General features: G+C 72.4%; 9 protein-coding genes. 5 read left to right on the top strand and 4 right to left on the bottom strand.

Going from position 1 to position 15,591, the window contains the following annotated elements; all coding sequences use genetic code 11:
- Positions 1 to 59 precede the first annotated feature (59 nt).
- Positions 60 to 5,630: a type I polyketide synthase gene (locus ABZZ04_RS29890; protein WP_356935338.1), complete on the top strand. Its 5,571-nt coding sequence runs from the start codon at positions 60 to 62 to the stop codon at positions 5,628 to 5,630.
- A gap of 55 nt (positions 5,631 to 5,685) precedes the next feature.
- On the opposite strand, the gene ABZZ04_RS29885 is transcribed toward ABZZ04_RS29890, so the two are convergent.
- Complete coding sequence (locus ABZZ04_RS29885; RefSeq protein WP_356935337.1) at positions 5,686 to 6,447, bottom strand: thioesterase domain-containing protein; 762 nt, start codon at positions 6,445 to 6,447, stop codon at positions 5,686 to 5,688.
- A gap of 159 nt (positions 6,448 to 6,606) precedes the next feature.
- On the opposite strand from ABZZ04_RS29885, the gene ABZZ04_RS29880 reads away from it, so the two are divergent.
- Positions 6,607 to 8,928 (top strand): DNA/RNA helicase domain-containing protein, encoded by a 2,322-nt coding sequence (locus ABZZ04_RS29880; RefSeq protein ID WP_356935336.1) that lies wholly within the window; start codon positions 6,607 to 6,609, stop codon positions 8,926 to 8,928.
- A 457-nt stretch (positions 8,929 to 9,385) separates the two neighbouring features.
- On the opposite strand, the gene ABZZ04_RS29875 is transcribed toward ABZZ04_RS29880, so the two are convergent.
- Complete coding sequence (locus ABZZ04_RS29875) at positions 9,386 to 9,733, bottom strand: peptidase inhibitor family I36 protein (protein WP_356935335.1); 348 nt, start codon at positions 9,731 to 9,733, stop codon at positions 9,386 to 9,388.
- 591 nt (positions 9,734 to 10,324) lie between these two features.
- Positions 10,325 to 10,780 (bottom strand): MarR family transcriptional regulator, encoded by a 456-nt coding sequence (locus ABZZ04_RS29870; protein ID WP_356935334.1) that lies wholly within the window; start codon positions 10,778 to 10,780, stop codon positions 10,325 to 10,327.
- A gap of 470 nt (positions 10,781 to 11,250) precedes the next feature.
- On the opposite strand from ABZZ04_RS29870, the gene ABZZ04_RS29865 reads away from it, so the two are divergent.
- The 3 genes from ABZZ04_RS29865 (at position 11,251) to ABZZ04_RS29855 (ending at position 13,660) form a co-directional block, all read left to right on the top strand.
- Positions 11,251 to 11,484: a hypothetical protein gene (locus tag ABZZ04_RS29865; protein ID WP_356935333.1), complete on the top strand. Its 234-nt coding sequence runs from the start codon at positions 11,251 to 11,253 to the stop codon at positions 11,482 to 11,484.
- Entirely contained in the window at positions 11,481 to 12,758 is a 1,278-nt protein-coding gene (locus ABZZ04_RS29860) for a wax ester/triacylglycerol synthase domain-containing protein (RefSeq protein ID WP_356935332.1), read from the top strand. Before ABZZ04_RS29865 ends, ABZZ04_RS29860 begins: the two co-directional genes overlap by 4 nt.
- A 230-nt stretch (positions 12,759 to 12,988) precedes the next feature.
- Entirely contained in the window at positions 12,989 to 13,660 is a 672-nt protein-coding gene (locus ABZZ04_RS29855; protein ID WP_356935331.1) for a hydrolase, read from the top strand.
- 92 nt (positions 13,661 to 13,752) lie between these two features.
- Here the strand turns inward: ABZZ04_RS29855 and ABZZ04_RS29850 are convergent, their stop codons facing one another.
- The gene (locus ABZZ04_RS29850) at positions 13,753 to 15,411 is read right to left on the bottom strand and encodes a TROVE domain-containing protein (protein ID WP_356935330.1); all 1,659 of its coding nucleotides are present in this window, start codon (positions 15,409 to 15,411) and stop codon (positions 13,753 to 13,755) included.
- Positions 15,412 to 15,591: the final 180 nt, after the last annotated feature.

Genomic DNA, 15,591 nt, shown 5'->3' with positions numbered 1-15,591 from the left:
AGATCCCGGGCCTGGGGCAAGTGCCTGGAGGCCCGTTCCTGACGAAGGAGTTCGGGCCCATGGCCAACAGCGAACCTGTCGCGATCATCGGCATGGCCGGGCGGTTTCCCGGTGCCGACGGCCTCGACGACTTCTGGCAGAACATCGTCGGCGGACGGCAGAGCCTCACCACCATCGGCGACGAGGAGCTGTTGGAGTGGGGCGAGGACCCCGGCAACCTCGACGACCCGTACTACGTGCGCCACCGCCCGTTGATCGAGGACGCCGATGCCTTCGACGCCCGCGCCTTCGGGATGACACCGCGCGAGGCGGAGATCCGAGACCCGCAGTACCGGTTGATGCTCGAAACCGTCCACGCCGCGCTGGACCACGCCGGCTACGACCCCTCCGGCTACGACGGCACCATCGGCGTCTACGCCGGCACCAACGTGAACCGGTACCGCTACGACTACGTCGAGCAGCACCCCGACCTCATCCGGACGGTCGGTCTGCTCGCCGTGGACATCGCGAACGCGCCGGACTACCTGTCCACCTTCATCTCCTACAAGCTGGGGCTCCGGGGCCCGGCCATGACGGTGCTCACCGCGTGCTCGTCGTCGCTGGTCGCGGTGCACCTGGCCTGCGCGTCGCTGGCGAACGGTGACAGCACCATCGCGGTCGCGGGCGGCGTGGACATCGAGTTCCCGTTCAACCGCGGCTACCAGTTCCTGCCCGGTGGCATCACCGCCGACGACGGGGTGCCGCGTCCGTTCGACCAGCACGCCACCGGCACCAACTTCGGCAACGGAGGCGGCGCCGTGGTGCTCAAGCCGCTGGCCGCCGCACTCGCCGACGGCGACACCGTCTACGCGGTGATCCGCGGGACGGCGGTGAACAACGACGGCGACCGCAAGGCCGGGTTCTCGGCACCGAGCGTGGCCGGCCAGAGCGAGTGCATCCAGGCCGCCCTGCGCGCCGCCGACGTCGACCCGCGGACGATCTCCCTGGTGGAGGCGCATGGCACCGCGACGCCGGTCGGCGACCCGATCGAACTGGCCGGGCTCGCCGAGGCGTTCCGGGCGGTGGCCGACCAGGAGCTCGAGCCCGGGGCCTGCGCGATCGGCTCGGTGAAGTCCAACATCGGTCACCTGGGGCAGGCCGCCGGCGTCGCCGGGCTGATCAAGGCCGCCCTGGCGCTGCACCACCGGACGATCCCGGCCAGCATCAACTTCACCACCCCCAACTCGGCGGTGGACTGGGAGACCTCGCCGTTCTCCGTGGCGACCGCGACCAGGCCGTGGACGGTGCCCGACGGTCTGCCCAGGCGCGCCTCGGTGAGCTCGTTCGGCGTCGGCGGCACCAACGCGCACGCGGTGCTCGAGGAGGCCCCGGCACCCGTCGGCGAGCCGTCCGTCGCCGCGCTGCCGGAGCGTCAGGTGGTGCCCTGGTCGGCCGCCGACGAGACCGCGGCCGAAGTCCTGCGGGAGCGGCTCGCCGACCACTTCGAACAGCTCGACGACGCCGACAACGAGCGGGACGGCGACGCCCGCTCCGGCGGGGAGCGCGAGAACGGGCCCGGCGGGGAGGCCCGGGACCGGGCCCGGCAACGGTTCGCCGACGCCGCGCACACGCTCCGGATCGGCCGGACCCACCGCAGGATCCGGGCCGCCGTGCTGGCGGCCGACGCCGCGGACGCCGCCCTCGCGCTGCGCGACCCGGCCCGGATCGTCCGCGACGACGGCGTGCGGCGCGCCACCGTCTTCGCCTTCCCCGGACAGGGTGCCCAGCAGCCCCGCGCACTGGCCGACCTCTACCACGCGAACCGCACCTTCCGGGCGGGCTGCGATGCCTCCTTCGACGTGCTGGAGCCGCTGCTCGGCACCGATCTGCGCGACCTCTGGCTGCACGGCGACGCGGAGGACCTCGGCGAGACCGAGGTGGCTCAACCCCTGCTCTACACCCTGGAGTACGCGCTCGCGCACTGCCTGATGCGCTGGGGCGTCGAGCCCTCCCGATTGATCGGTCACAGCGTCGGCGAACTGACGGCCGCCGGGGTGGCCGGGGTGCTCGACTTCGAGTCCGGGCTCCGCGCGGTCGCCGCCCGCGCCACCGCGATGGCCCGGATGCCGCGCGGCCGGATGGTGGCCGCCGCCGCCACGGTGTCGGACCTCACGGACCTGCTGGGCGACGGCGTCGGTGTCGCGGCCGTCAACGGCGGGCGGCAGACGGTGCTGTCCGGCCCGGCCGAGGCCGTGGCCGCGGTCGAAGCCGCACTGGCGGAGCGCCGGATCGCGACCCGGGCGATGTCGGCCTCCCATGCCTTCCACTCCGAGTCGATGACCGAGGCCGCCGCCGAGTTCGAGCGGGTGCTGGCCGGGCTGCCGCTGCACGCCCCGGAGATCCCGGTGGTGTCGGCGCTGACCGGGGAGCCGGTCACCGACGAGCAGGCGCGTTCGCCCCGGTTCTGGGCCCGCCAGCTGGTCGAACCCGTCCGGTTCGACGCCGCGTTGGGCACGGTGCTCGCCGACGGCCCCGCCAATGTCGTCGAGGTCGGCCCGGGACGGACGCTCTCCGCCCTGCTGCGCGGCCGCCCGGACGTACGCGCCACCGACTCCCGCTCGCTGCCCACCACCCGGTCCGCGCCGGAGCCGGCCACGGTGCTCGACGAGCTGTTCGCCGAGTTCTGGGTGGCGGGCACCCGGATCACCGGTTGGCAGGACCAGGACGAGCACGGCTACCGCCGGACCGCGGTCCCCGGCTACCCGTACCAGCGCACGCACTACTGGTTGGAGCGCGCGTCGGCGTCGGCGGCCGCGGCCCCGGCGGAGCCCGCACGGGCCGCGCAGCCGTCGGCCGGGACCGCCCCGGCCGCCGTCCCGGTGTCCCCCGCCGCGACGGCCGGCCCGACGGCGGAACCCGATCCGGTCGAGCCGGCCGCGTCCGCCGGGGCCTGGTCGCTCGGTGCGTTGGAGTGGGTGCGCGACGGCGACGTCCGCGAGCCCGCCGGCTACGTCGGTCTCCCGCACGGCACCGCGCTCGTCGTCACCTCCGAGCGCAGCCGGTCCCGGGCCCACGCCGTCTTCGGCCGTGCCGGGTACCGCACCGTCACCGCCACGCCCGACGAGTTCGATCCGACCGACGCCGAGGGCTGGCAGCAGCTGCTGGACCGGCTGGACGAGCTCGGCACCCGCCCCGATGTGATCGCTCACGCCCTCCTGCTCGACGCCGAGCCCGGAGCCGACGACGAGCGCCTCGCACAGGACCTCGACGCCGCGGTCCACAGTCTCTACGCCGCCGCCCGGGCCTGCGCCGGCTGGCAACGCCGGCACCGGGTGCCGGCGAAGGTCGTGCTCCTCGGCCGTCATCAGGTGGACGTCACCGGCGCGGAGCCGGTGAACCCGGCCGCGGCCGGGGCGCAGGCGCTGCTGCGCAGCATCGAGCGGGAGCTGCCGGGCGTGACCGGGGTCTGCGTCGACGTATCGGACGGTACCCCCGAGTCCGTGCTGGCCCGGGAACTGCGCGAGCTCGCGGCCCCGTCGGTCGCGCTTCGCGGTACCGCGCGGTGGCTGCCCCGGCTCCGGCCGCTCGCGGCCCCGGACCCGGCCGGACAACCGCGGCTGCGCCGGCACGGTGTCCACCTGATCACCGGCGGCATGCGCGGTATCGGCCTGGTCACCGCGCGCGCCCTGGCCGACACCGGCCTGCGGCCGAGGCTCGGCCTGCTCGGCCGGGAGGTCCCCGGCCCCGCGACCGCCGACGGCGAGCGACTGCGCACGGAGCTGGCGGCGTTGGAGCTCGCCGGCGCCGAGGTCGAACTGCTCACCGCGGACGTCACCGACGCGGCCTCGCTGACCGCGGCCGTCGACCGGCTGGAGGCCCGGTTCGGCCCGGTCCACGGCGTGTTCCACTCAGCCGGTGTGCCCGGCGGCGGCCTCGCCGAGCGCCGCGAGCGGGCCGACGTCCAGGCTGTCCTGGCGCCGAAGGTGCTCGGTGTGCTTCGGCTGGAGGAGGTGTTCGCCGGCCGCCCGGAGCTGGACTTCCTGTTCCTGTTCTCCAGCCAGGCGGCACTGGCCGGCCTGTACGGGAGTGCCGACTACGCGGCCGCCAACGCCTTCCTGGACGCCCACGCGCGGAGCCGGACGGCGGGCGAGCGGGTCACCCTGTCGGTCCAGTGGCCCGGCTGGAGCGAAGTCGGGATGGCGACCCGCTCGAACGTGGGACTGGCCGCGCTGACCGGCGCCCGGGTCACCACCGCACCCCAGCGGGAGGAGGCCGATCCACGGACGGTGCTGACCCGCCGGTACAGGCCGGGGTCCTCCTGGGAACTGGACGAGCACGTCTTCGAGGGCAATCCGGTGCTGCCCGGCACCGCACTGCTCGAACTGGCCGTCCTGGCCGGGCAGGAGAAGCTGGGAGAGGCGGGTCCCGTCGAACTGCGGGACGTCGTCTTCCTCGCCCCGGTCATCGGGGCCACGGAGCTTCGGATCCTCTTGGAGGACGTCGCCGGCACACTGCGCTTCCGCATCCAGGGCCGGACCGAGGGTTCCGCAGGCGGCTGGACCGAGCACGCCACCGGCACCGTCGCCGTGGCGGAGGCCGTCCCCGGCATCGACCTCGACGCACTCTGGGCGGACCTGCCGAAGCTGGAGTACGACGGCCTGGCCGGCTGGATCGACTTCGGCACGCGGTGGCCGGAGGTCCGCCGCTCGCACGGCGACCGGACCGAGCGCATCGCCGAGTTCGAACTGCGGGAGGAGTTCCACGCCGAGCTCGACCGCTACCCGATGCACCCGGCGGTGGTCGACGCCGCCTCCGGCGTCCTGACCGACATCGCGCCGGACCGTTCCTACGCGCCGTTCATGTACGGGAAGGTGACCTTCCTGCGGCCGCTGACGCCACGGGTGACGGTCCACGCCCGGCTGGCGTCGGAGCAGGGCCGGCAGCCCCGGCCGACCGACTTCGACCTCTACGACACCGACACCGGTGAGCTGCTGGTACGGCTCACGGGCTTCACCCTGCGGGAGGTGCGGACCGGAAGCTTCGGCACCGGCACGCCCGCCGCCGGGCCCGCCGGGGCGGACGTCGCGCAGGCGCCGGCGCGGTCGGACGCGAGCGCACCCGATGCGCCCGGGAAGGTGCCAGGGCTGCTCGATCCGAGCTCCGGTGCCCAGGTGCTCGTCACCCTCCTGGCCGGCGGTCTGCCACCGGTCGTCTCGGTGGATGCGCCGGGTGCCCGGATCCAGGTGGAGGGTGTGCCGTGGCTCGACCTCCGGCCGACCGCCCCGGTCCTCGCCCCGGCCCCGGCGGCGGTCGATCCCGGCGCCCCCGCCGTCGCGCCGCCGGAGCCCTCCCCCGTACCCCCGGCAGCACCGGCAGCACCGGTGCCGGGACCTCGCACGACGGAGGTCGGGCCCGCCGACGGCGGCGCCGGGGAGAGCTCCACGGTCGAGATCCTGGGCGGTCTGTGGACGGATGCGCTCGGCATCACCGGGATCGGCCTGGATGAGGACTTCTTCGAGGTGGGGGGCAACTCCCTCGCCGCGGTGGCCCTGATCGACCTGATCAACCGTCGCTTCGGCGTAGAACTCGGCGCCGGCGCGATGTTCGAGTTCCCGACGATCCGGCTGCTCGCCGAGTCCGTCGAGGGCTGACCACAGAAACGGGCCGGAGGCGGATCGGTGATCCGCCTCCGGCCCGTTCGGCAAATCAGGACGTGGCGAGCACTGCTTCGGCCAGCTCGGCCGGCGCGTGGTCGAGCAGCCAGTGCCCGCCCTCGACGGTCACCAGCTGGAACCGTTCCGCGTGGTCGGCCCACCGCACGACCGCCGCCGCCTCCACGACGTGGTCCGTCGTCCCCATGATCGCGGTGACCGCAGGAATGCCGCCCCGTCGCGGCCCGTCCTCGTGGAAGTCCGCCAGCAGGGCGTAGTCCGCACGCAGCGCCGGCTCGAACAGCGGACGGTAACGCGCGACCGACAGCGCCTCCGGCACACCTCCGAAATCGTGGAGCACCCGCCAGAATTCGTCGGATTCCAGTGTTCCGAGCATCGACACGTCACCGGCGCGGCCGGGCGGCGGATACGCGACGGGGACGAGGACGTCCGGGCCGGGCAGACCACGCCGTCCGATCTCCCGGACCACCCCGTACGCCAACGCGGCCCCGGCGCAGTAGCCGACAACGGTGTAAGGACGGTCCAACAGGGAATCCGCCAGATCGTCCACCAACTCCCGTACCAGCGGCGCGAATTCACGGCGCGGGACCTCCCGGGCCCTGGCCTGCCGCCCCGGGAGGTTGAGCGCCCACACCTCGGCCCGGTCAGCCACGGCCCGGGAGAACGGGCCGAAGCCCGCCGGTCCGTTTCCGGCGTGCGGGAACACCAGAATCCGCTTTCCCTCCGCGCGGCGCGGCGGCAACCGTACGAACCAGTCCTTCGCCGGGTCCCGATCGGTGGTGAACGCTCCACTCATCAGCAACGACCTCGACATCTCGATTCGCCGACGGTATCCCCCGCGACGCTAACAGCAACACAACTCCCGGGAACGTCGCGCGAATCCGGGACAACGGATTTCTTCCACGCGCTCCTTTCCACCGTTGTGCGGGCCCGCGCACCGCTATCCTCTGGAGCCATGTCCTCGCCCAATTCCGAGCAGTCCCAGCCGTCCGACAGCCCGGACGAGCACTGGCGAAAACGGGAGCTCCTGCACGAGATCGCGTACGTGTCCCGCCTCTACGAGCGGCTCGACACCCAGCGCGGATACACTGCGGACCAGCTCGACCAGGTCCACCGGCAGGGTGGCGGGGGCACGCTCCAGGCCCGTCTGGAGCGCACCACCATGGAAACACAACACACTCGTCGGCTGGCCCAGCTCAACGCCGCCGAGCACGGGCTCTGCTTCGGTCGCCTCGACCTCGCGGACGGCGAGAACCGGTACGTGGGCCGGATCTCCCTCACCGACGACGAGTACGAGCCGCTGCTGATCGACTGGCGCGCACCTGCCGCCGAGGCGTTCTACCGGGCCACCCCGGCCGATCCCGGTGCGGTGGTCCGCCGTCGTCATCTGAAGACCTTCCGACGGCAGGTGGTCGACTTCACCGACGACGCCTTCGGCATAGCCGGGGACGCCGGGGCCCACAGCGGCCGGCTCAGCGGCGAAGCCGCACTGCTCGCCTCCCTGAACGCGGCCCGCACCGGCCGGATGGGCGACATCGTCACCACCATCCAGGCGGAGCAGGACCGGATCATCCGCGCCGACCTGCGCGGCGTCCTCGTCGTCCAGGGCGGTCCCGGGACCGGGAAGACGGTCGTCGCCCTGCACCGCGCCGCCTATCTGATGTACACCCACCGGGAACGGCTGAGCCGCAGCGGCGTCCTGATCGTCGGCCCGAACCCGACCTTCATGCGCTACATCGACCAGGTGTTGCCCGCCCTCGGCGAAGGCGACGTCGTCCTGCGCAGCGTCGGTGAGCTGTACCCCGGGGTGACCAGGACGGTCACCGAGCCGGTCGCCGCCCTCACCGTCAAGGGCGACGCCAGGATGGCCACCGTCCTCGCGGCTGCCGTGCGCGACTGTGTCCGGCTTCCCTCGAAGGACCTGACGGTGACGGTCGGACGCGGCACGTTGTACCAGGAGGAGCTGCGGCTGAGCAGAGCGCTCTGCGCGCGGGCGGCGGACGCCGCCCGGCTCGAGGCCGGCGAGCCGCACAACACCGCCCGGGCGGTGTTCGTCGCCGAGATCGCCGACGAGCTGGCCCATCGCATCGCCCGTCGGCTCGGCCTCGCCACGGACGGCGAGGACGTCGCCGAACTGAGGGCCCAGCTGCTGGCCGAGTCGGAGCTGCGGACCGCCGTCCAGGCAATATGGCCGGCGCTCTCGCCCGAGTCGCTGTTGAGCACCCTGTTCTCCTGTCCGGAGCTGCTGGAGCGGGTCGGCTCCGTCCTCACCGAGGCGGAGCGTCTCGCCCTGCTTCGCCCGCCCGCCCACGACCCGGACGCGCTGTACTGGACGGAGGCCGACGTCCCACTCCTGGACGAGACCGCCGAGTTGCTCGGTCCGTTGCCGGACGGGGAGTCGGCGCGCGCCGCAGCCCTGGCCGACGCCGAGGAGCAGGCCGAGCTCGCCTTCGCCCGGCTGGTTCTGGACGACCACGGCGGCGGCATCGTCCAGGCCGAGCAGTTGGTGCGCCAGTACCGCGGTGAGCGGCAGATCCGCTCGGTGGCCGACCGCGCCGCCGCAGACCGGAGCTGGGCGTTCGGCCACGTCATCGTCGACGAGGCCCAGGAGTTGTCACCGATGGCCTGGCGGATGCTCCTGCGCCGCTGCCCGAGCCGGTCCATGACCGTCGTCGGCGACCTCGCCCAGGCGAGCAACCCCGCCGCACCGCCCTCGTGGGAGCACGTTCTCGACGGCCCGGCGGGCGGTCGCTGGCGCGCGGTCGAGCTCTCCGTCAACTACCGTACGCCGGCCGAGATCATGAGCGTCGCCGCCGGTGTGCTGCACGCCGTCGACCCCTCCCTCCCCACCCCCACGGCGGTCCGCTCGACCGACGCCGTCCCGTGGAGCCGGAAGGTTCCCGCAGCCGAACTCGCCGACCGGCTGCGCGCCATCGTGGCCGAGGAGACCGCGGCGGTAGGGGACGGGCGGCTGGCGGTGATCGTCGCCGACCCGATGCTGGAGCCGGTCTGCCGCGCCTTGGACGGCCAGGACGGCACCGCCCGGCCGGCGGACCCGGACGCACTGGACTCCCCCGCCGTGGTGCTGACTCCCGCCCAGTCCAAGGGGCTGGAGTTCGACACGGTCCTGATCGTGGAACCCGAGGCCGTCATCGCGGCGAACCCGCGCGGTCTGAGCGACCTCTACGTGGCACTCACCCGCGCCACACGCGGCGTCGGGTTCATCCACACCCGCGGAATGCCCGCCGTACTGGCCGGAGTGTCCCCCCTGGACTGAGCTCGACGTTCGGCGCACCGGCCGATGACGGCGGAACGGCCGCCCGGCCGGGCGTGGCCGGGCGCGCCCCGCTGGGCACGTGCCCGGAAGGGCGCCCGGAGCCAACGCGACGGGCCTGTCCGGGGGGGCAGTGTCGAGGTGCCCACCGGCTGCGGTGTTCTCCTCCGTGGTCCGTCTCACGAGCCGAGTGCTGCCATGGGGTTCTCCACCGGTTGGGTCCCTGCCCGCGTCACCGATTCGGTGGTCCGTGCCGCGCAGAGGTCGTGGATGTCGATGCCCCGGGGCCTCCGTACAGCCCCGAGCACGCCCGTTGATCACACTGCCGCACCGGGAAACTCCAGGTCCTCGACAGAGTCAGGCTCAAGGTCCAGTACACAGGGTGCGTTGTGTACTGGACCGTCGAGAGAGCCCCGGGTCCTGTCGTCGCTCTCCCCCACTTGTTACGGCTGGTTCTGGACTATTCGGCGGTCACAACGCCCGCGATGAGGGAGGCGCGGCTTCCTCCGGCTTCCACCTGGTCGAGGTACTGGGTGCACTCGTTGTCCACGTAAAGCCCGACGGGGTGGCTACTGTTGTTGATCACAGAGCGTGCCGAAATCGTGGACTGGCATCCAGGCGTCGCGGTGAAGTCCTTCACCTGTACGGCTCCCTGATAGTTGGCCTGCGGATAGAAGCAGACCACGCCCTGCGGGCACGCTGCTGCTGCAGCAGCATTGGCCGGCCCTGCGGTGAGGAGACCGAAGAAGGCGAGGGGCAGTGCTATGGCCGCAGAGAGAACGGACGCGCGGGTACTGGTACTTGACACGTTTCACTCCATTGGTTACCAGTGTCGGCGACTGCCGACCGTATGTCGACTTTCGTTCGAAGATGCAAGCTCAGATGTTCGAGATCATCCTTGGCCAGTTCCAAGCGGTTTGAAACTTTGAACTTGCTGATCGTTCCAGAATGAAGTTCTTTGTGGGTGTTGGCAGTTGGGCGTCGTGTCGGCAGGATCCGTTGGGTTTCTGCTGATCTTGTGCCTGATGACCTGTGGGACGCGTGGCCCCGCTGCTGCGCGCGCCGGCAAGCCAGGGCCGCCTGGTCGCCCTGGTCTACAGCGAGACCGACTCCGGCACCTGGAAACGCCCTGCACGGCGACTCCACGGCACCCAACCGGATCGTGCACTCGAAGAACTGGATGGAAGAACTGGATGGTCGACGGCATGTACGCCGGCACCGCCCAGAAGGTGATGTTCACCGGCAGCCACAACTGGAGCGGCCCGGCCCTGCACAACAACGACGAGGCCATGCCGCGCATCACCACACCGCCGGTCATCGACGCGTTCGAGGCCGACTCCCAAACCACACGGTCCGCCGCCGTCCGCCGCCCCTGGTCGCCACGCCACCGCAGCAACCCTCAGGGGAGATCGCTGTTGCCCCCGAGGTTGCCGATCATCCGGCGGAGCACGTTCAGGGTGGTGACGTAATCGGCGGTCTCCACGCCGTCGTGCATCCGCTCATGGACCTTGAGGGTGCGGGCCTTCGCGCGCTGCCGCCCCTCCTCGCCGGCTTCGGTGAGGACGAGGCGGCCTTCCGGTTCCGCGATCCAGCCACGGGAGGCGAGGTCGGTGTGGACGGCTTCGAAATCGGTGTCCTGGCGGTCGAAGGGGGAGAGCCTGTCGGTGAGGGAGGCGCGAGTCCATTGCCCGGGGGCACCGGCGACGTGGTTGAGGATCCACCAGTGCGGTTGTGTGAGCCCCTCCTCGGCGAGGGCGGCACGAATGCCGCCGACGATGATCTCGTTCGCGATTCCGGTCCAGTAGCCAATGGGCTGGGCGGCCAGCCGGTCCTGTGAGTACTCCGTGATCGTCATACCGGGACCCTAGAACCTCAAGCATGGTTGAGGTCAATGGCTGGCGCCTCCTCGATCGTCCGGACTCTGCGCCACCCGGACCGGCACGAGTCGGTGCGGAGCGGCGCAAGCCGGCATCCAGGTGGCGCGATTCGGCGTCAGGTGGAGCGGGCAGGTCAGGTAATCGGGTGAAATGCGGGAGCGGGCCCGTGACTTGGCCGTTCGTGGGCGAGTTATCGGTGGCGGTCGGATTCGGGCGCCGAGGGCGTCCGTACGCGGTCGGGTTCAAGTTCGGGTTCGGGTTCGAGTTCGAGTTCGGGTGAGGAGGCTGCCGGGTGCCGCTGTCCACGCCTCGCCCTCCCTGTTCACCTCGTTCTTCCTGCTCGTTGTCGTCGCCGTCGGATCCGTTCGCGGTTCCGCGCGTCCGGCTGCCGTTCGAGGTGTTGCGGCCACGGGCCGACGGTGGACAATTGCGGCAGGAATCCGGGGTGTTGAGCGTTGGCACGGCCGGCCGTGGGCGCGGCGCCACCTCCTCGCACCCGGCGTTCGGCTCCGGTCGGCGCTTCCGCCCCGGCTCGCACTCGCATCCGTTCCGCGTCGAACTCCCCACCGGACCGAGCCCGTTGCTCGGCGCCACCCCCGTCCTGCGTCCCAACCCCTCCTCCGATCCCACCCGTACGGGCTTCGCCGAGCGCAGCCCCGCCTGTCTGGACATTCCGCTGTGACCGACCCCGCCACCACCGATCCGCACCCGGCACACGCCGAACCTCCCGCCGCCGCCCCGGGCCCATCACCCGTCCCCGCCCCGGATCCGAACCCGCTCGACCGGGCGTTGCTGTCCTTCGACGGGCCGCAGCAGCCGGTGGTCACCCTCGCGCTGGACTTCGCGGGCCCGCCGCCCGCCCCGTCCGCGCTCCAGCAGCGGATCGCCGAACGCGCGCCCGCCCTGCCGACGTTCCGCGGCACCCCCGCGTCGAACCTGCGGGTGCCGCACACCGACGCCGCCGACAGCGCCGCGCTCGACCGGGAGACGGACCGGATCTCCCAACTGCCCTTCGACCTCGCCGGAAACGTCCCGCCCTGGGACGTACGACTGATCACCGGCCCCGATTCCTTCCGGGTCTGCCTGCGCACCCATCACGGCTTCCTGGACGGTGTCGGCGCGACCCACGCCGCCGCCGCACTGCTGTCCGACACATCCGCCGAAGGCGCCCGCCTGCACCCGCCGGCCGTGCCCACCGCCCGGGCCCTGACGCGTTCCCTGCACGACCTCGCCCGCACCCTGGCCGGCCCCCGCCCCTGGACTCCCCCGCCCTCGACCGGCCCCTCCCCCTCCCGCCGCACCACCGGCCGCGACGTCCCGCTCCCGGTACTGCGCCACCTCGCCGACACCCACGGTGTCACCGTCAACGAGGTCGCCCTCGCCGCCCTCGGCATGGCCCTCGCACGACTGCGACGCGAGCACCGCACGACGGGCACGGGACGCGACGTGCTGGCGACCGTCGCCGTGTCGACCCGGACGCCGCAGCAACGCCACCTCCCCGGCAACCGTCTGGGCGTCCACCGGCTGATCCTCCCGCACCGGGCCGGCACCCTGGACGAATCCATCGCGGCGGTGGCCCGGCAGACCGGCGCCGTCCGGAACAGCCGTCAGCGCGACGCCCTGCGCGCCCTGTTGGAGAACCGGACCGCCCCGCAGGCCGCCGCGCGGGCGTACCGGGCCGCGCTGCGCGCCCGCGTCACACCGCTCGTCGTCAGCAGCGTGACCGTACCGGGCGGGCTCACCGCCTTCGGCGCGCCGCTGTGCTCGGCGGCGCTGCTCCTCAACGTCTTCGAGGGCTTCCCGGCCTACGTCTCGTTCACCCGCACCACGGCCCTGGTCCGCTGCAGCGCGGCGGCCGACACCGACCGCAGCTCCCTGCTGGCCGTACCGGACCTCTGGGCGGAGCTGCTCTCCTCCGGCCGGCACGCCGCCGACGACGACGCCCCGGACCGGTAGGCCCCGGCCGTCGGCCCCTCGTCCCCGGTCCGAACCCCGGACCGGGGCTCTTCGGCTGCCGCGGTCCACCGGACGGGGCCGAGAAACCGGCGCCACGCCGCGTCCCACATCCATGCCGACCGGCCCGGGACAGGAAGGAGCACGACACACCCGCAAGTTTGGTTTAATATTTAACTACCACTGGAACGGGAGATCCAGCGGAAGATCCAGCCGCGAGAAGGGAACACGTCATGACCGTCGATGCCGCACACGCCAAAACCACCCCCGAGCCCATTCGTGACCCGCGGGCCGACCACCTGCTCACACCGGACAACTGCGCCGTGGTCTTCATCGACTACCAGGAGGGCCAGTACGCCACGGTGGGTTCTGCCAGCCGCGAGGAGATCGACCTCGGCGCCGTCACGCTCGCCAAGCTCGCCCGCGCCTACGAGCTCCCGACCGTGCTGAGCACGGTCGCCGTGGGAATGGGCGTCAACCGGGCCACGGTCCCGGAGATCACACAGGAGCTGCCCGGCGTGACGGAGATCGACCGTACGGGGGTCAACTCCTGGGAGGACGCCGACTTCCGCGCCGCCGTCCGGGCGACGGGGCGCAGGAAGATCGTGATGGCCGGGCTGTGGACCGAGGTCTGTCTCGCCTTCCCCGCACTGGACATGCTCCGCGAGGGGTTCGAGGTCTACCCGGTCGTCGACGCCGTCGGAGGCGTCTCCGCGGTCACGCACACGACGGCGATCGAGCGGATGACTCAGGCCGGTGCGCAGCCCATCACCTCGCTCGCGTTCGGCTGCGAACTCATGCGCAACTGGGCCCGTCCGGACGCAGATCTGTACCGGGTCGTCATCAACGACTACTTCCGCCGCAAGCAGGCCATCGGCAAGAAGACCGGCACCCTCTTCGAGTAGGCCGACGACCCCCGCCGTTGCTTCCTGATCAGGTCGGCCCGGGTCGGGTCGGGCGGACCGGACCGGGTCGGCTCAGGCCGGACCGGGTCGGCTCAGGCCCGCTCGACCCGAGCCGGCTCGGCGGTCCATGGCCAAGATGCCTCGTGGCCGGCCTCGATGAGACCGATCATCCGGAACGCGGCGTCCGTGAGGCCGCCGAACGTGTGCCGGTGGGGGCCCGTGGGGCCGTGGGCGGGCCGGTACCCCGCCAGGTTCCACGTGTAGACGGGGATGTCGGCCGGGACCGGTTCGGCCGGTCCGCGGGGGTTGCGGGGGGCCTCCTGCTCGTCGGTGACGATCACGACCCGGTCGTGTTCCCGGTAATGGGTCCGCACCGCCTTCGTGGTGTGGGTGCCGCCGAGAGCGTGGAACCGTTTCAGCACATCGAGCACCGGCTCGCCCGGCTCGAACGGCACCTCTGCGCTGCTCCAGCCGAACTCCACCAGATCCGCCTGCTCGGCGCGCATGGCCAGTCCGGTGCCGAACACGGCTGCCGCGTCCGCCCGGGTCAGCTCGGACCGTTCGGAGACGGTGTCCCAGAACATGGAGTCCGACCGGTCCACCAGGATCAGCGTCCGGCCGGGCAGGGACGGTACGTTGGCCAGGGAGTGGCCCAGTGCCCGTTCCAGCGCGGCTGCCCAGCGCTGCGACGGCACCCGCTGGTGGGCGGCCAGGTAGCGGAAGGGGAACTGCCGGGACCGGGCGACCTCGGAGGGATCCGAGAGCCGTGCGGCGACCCTGGCCGCGACCTCGTCCGAGACCCCCGCCTCGTCGAAGTTCCGCAGGTTCCGCAGGAGTGCCATCGGCCCCATCGAGGGGATCACGGCTTCCCAGGCGGCGGCGTCCATCGGTCCGTGGAGCCAGCCCGCCAGCGCCTCCCACGTCATGCCCGCCTCGGCCAGCCGCTCGGGTCCGCCGGGCCCGGTCAGCACCGCCCGCCGCTCGCCCACTGCCGAATCCGTCAGCGCCCGGTGGGCGGACAGCAGTCGGTCGGAGGCCGGTGGTACCGCCTGCTCCGGGTGGTGCCGACGGTCCAGGATGTATCGGAAGAGCGCCCCCTGCCAGGGCTTTTCCGGGTCGGGGGAGGCGTGCACCAGGTTGAGTACGTCGCCGAAGCGGAAGTCCTTGGACCCGGTGTCGTACTTGAGCAGGGACCGGGACGTGTACAGCCGGCGCACGCCGTCGGCGATGCCCCGCTTCACGGGTTGCGGCACGTTCCGCCCGTACGCCGAGATCCAGTGGGCGAGAAGTTCGCCGGGCTCGTCGGCGCGCCGGAGCACCGAGTCGATCACGGACCGGTTGGACGGGCCTTCGGACACCCCGGCCGCGAGCCGGGCCCGTACGTACGTGGCGGCGCCCACCAGGGACGCCGTGCGCATGTTGCCCTCGCCGCGAAGCCAGCGCAGCAGACCGGCCGTCCACACGGGGTCCTGGACCGCGAGTTCACCGACGAGACGGGTGTACCGGTCGTCCCGCTCCTCGCCGCTCTCGTAAAAGGTCTGCTGGGACACGAAGTTGCCGACCGCGAGGAGGAAGAGCTCCTCGCGGGGCTCGCGGGCGAAGGCCGGGCCACCCTCGTGGGTGCGGAAGCCCTGCCCGGCCGACCCGCTTCGGGACTGCGACTGGGACAGGGGCAGGAGCAGGGGTTGTGACCGGAGCCCGGGCTGGGGCCGGGAGCGGGCGGCCGACGCGATGTGCGGGGCCACGAGCATCTCGGACCAGACCTTGGAGACGCGCGGGGTGTGACGGGGCAGCGAATCCTCCCGGATTCAAAGGATCGGACACCCCCGGCCCAGGGGCCCGACGGGGTGGAGACGCCCGCGCCTGCCGAGATCAGAAGAGGCGGCGGCGTCACTTGGTTGTCAGAGGAAGTAGCCGCAGCCGGGCGCATC

The sequence above is a fragment of the Streptomyces sp. NPDC006435 genome, from assembly GCF_040612315.1.
Taxonomy (GTDB): domain Bacteria; phylum Actinomycetota; class Actinomycetes; order Streptomycetales; family Streptomycetaceae; genus Streptomyces.
This window is presented reverse-complemented; position numbering and strand designations above follow the sequence as displayed.